Annotated in this window: 2 protein-coding genes; both read right to left on the bottom strand. The window is 66.6% G+C overall.

Annotation, left to right across the window (positions count from 1 at the left end):
• Positions 1 to 175: 175 nt before the first annotated feature.
• Positions 176 to 1,213 carry an agmatine deiminase family protein gene (locus tag QMX79_RS20685; protein WP_282248446.1) on the bottom strand — a complete coding sequence of 346 codons (1,038 nt, stop codon included), beginning with the start codon at positions 1,211 to 1,213 and terminating at the stop codon, positions 176 to 178.
• A gap of 44 nt (positions 1,214 to 1,257) precedes the next feature.
• The gene (locus QMX79_RS20680) at positions 1,258 to 1,584 is read right to left on the bottom strand and encodes a hypothetical protein (protein WP_282248445.1); all 327 of its coding nucleotides are present in this window, start codon (positions 1,582 to 1,584) and stop codon (positions 1,258 to 1,260) included.
• Positions 1,585 to 1,737: the final 153 nt, after the last annotated feature.

The raw sequence follows: 1,737 nt of genomic DNA, 5'->3' as shown, positions 1-1,737 counted from the left end.
GTCAAAAACATGGATGTTTTTGCCAAGCCCCCATGGATGGGTTTACGGCGTGTCCCGCAAACCCGCACCCGCCGGCCCAGCTCAGACCATGCGATGCCCACCGGCTGTTCGCCCAAAACCAAAAGCGCCGGGCAAAAAGCCCGGCGCCAAGGAAATCATCGAATGCCGACGTGCTTCAAGAAGCCAACAACCCGGCAGGCAACTGCATGGTGATGCAATGCAGGCTGCCGTTCTGCCAGATCAGCGAGCGGCAGGGTACCTGCACGATCTCGTGGTCCGGGTAGGCCTGGGCCAGCACGTCGCGTGCTGCGTCGTCGGCCACGTCGCCGTAGGCCGGCATCAGGACTGCGCCGTTGAGGATCAGGTAATTGGCGTAGGACGCGGCCAGGCGGCGGCCTTCGTCGATCACCGGGCGTGCCCACGGCAGCGGGAACAGGCGGTACGGCTGGCCGTCGGCGGTGCGCAGCGCGGCCAGTTCGTTGCCCATCGCCTGCAGCTCGGCATGGTGCGAATCGGTGGCGTCATCGCAGGCCTGGTAGACGATGCTGTCCACCGAGGCGAAGCGCGCCAGGGTGTCGATGTGCGCGTCGGTGTCGTCGCCTTCCAGGTAGCCGTGGTCCAGCCACAGCACCCGGTCCTGCGCCAGCCAGCTCGCCATGTCCGCGCTCAGCGACGCCCGATCCCGGTCCGGGTGGCGTTCGTGCAGGCACTTCCAGGTGGTGAGCAGGGTGCCCGCGCCATCGGTCTCGATGGCGCCGCCTTCCAGCGCGAACGGAATGCTCTGCAGTTCCGCGTCGGCGAACAGGTTGGCGGCATGCAGCACGCCGACCAGCTGGTCGTCCAGGCTGGCCTCGAACTTGCCGCCCCAGCCGGTGAAGCGGAAGTCCAGCAGGCGGAAGCCGCCGTCGGCGCGGCGCAGCGTGATCGGGCCCGAATCGCGCAGCCAGGTGTCGTCGTACGGCGCGGTGACGAAACGCACGCGGTCCGTGTCGATCCGGTTGGAGCGCAGGCGCGCGTCGGCGTACGCCTCCAGGTCGTCGTCGGCCACGATGATCACCACCGGCTGGAAGCGGGTGATGGCCGCGACCAGCGCGATGTAGGTGTCCTCGACGTCACCCAGGCGGTCGGCCCAGTCGGTGTCGGCGTGGGGCCAGGCGATCAGGATGGCGGACTGGGATTCCCATTCGGCCGGAAAGCGGAGCGTGTCGTTCATGGTCTCGGTGCGATGGCCCGCCGGGCGGCGGGCGTTCTGGTGGATCAGCGGATCGGCGGCTTCGGGCCGACTTCGTTGGCGTCGGCCTTGTTGGCCACCACGTCGATCACCTTCTGCTTCTCGAAGTAGACGGTGAACATCGGGTAGACCCAGCGGTTGATGGTCGGCCACTGGCGCTTCTGGCCGCCGCGCGGTTCCAGCTTCTCGCTCGGTTCGCCGAAGGTGCTGAGCACCTGGCTGGCGGTCTGGCCACGGACCGGCACCACCGGCGCGACCTGCTCCTTGGTGCGGTCGATCAGCAGGGTGTCGGCGTGGGCGCTGGCGCAGGCCAGCAGGGCAAGCAACGGCAGTGTGGTCAGGTAACGCTTCATCTCGATCTACTCCCCAGTTATCAAGAATGGGGTCACGACCAACGGTCGTGACCTACCGGCAAATCACCCACGACCGGCGGTCGTGGCCGACCCGGCGATTACAACAAAATTTGCAAAAAAAAAACCCCCGGAGGCGGCTTTTTAATCAGGCAG

This window comes from Stenotrophomonas sp. PS02300 (genome assembly GCF_029959395.1).
In the GTDB taxonomy this organism is placed as follows: domain Bacteria; phylum Pseudomonadota; class Gammaproteobacteria; order Xanthomonadales; family Xanthomonadaceae; genus Stenotrophomonas; species Stenotrophomonas maltophilia_AD.
This window is presented reverse-complemented; position numbering and strand designations above follow the sequence as displayed.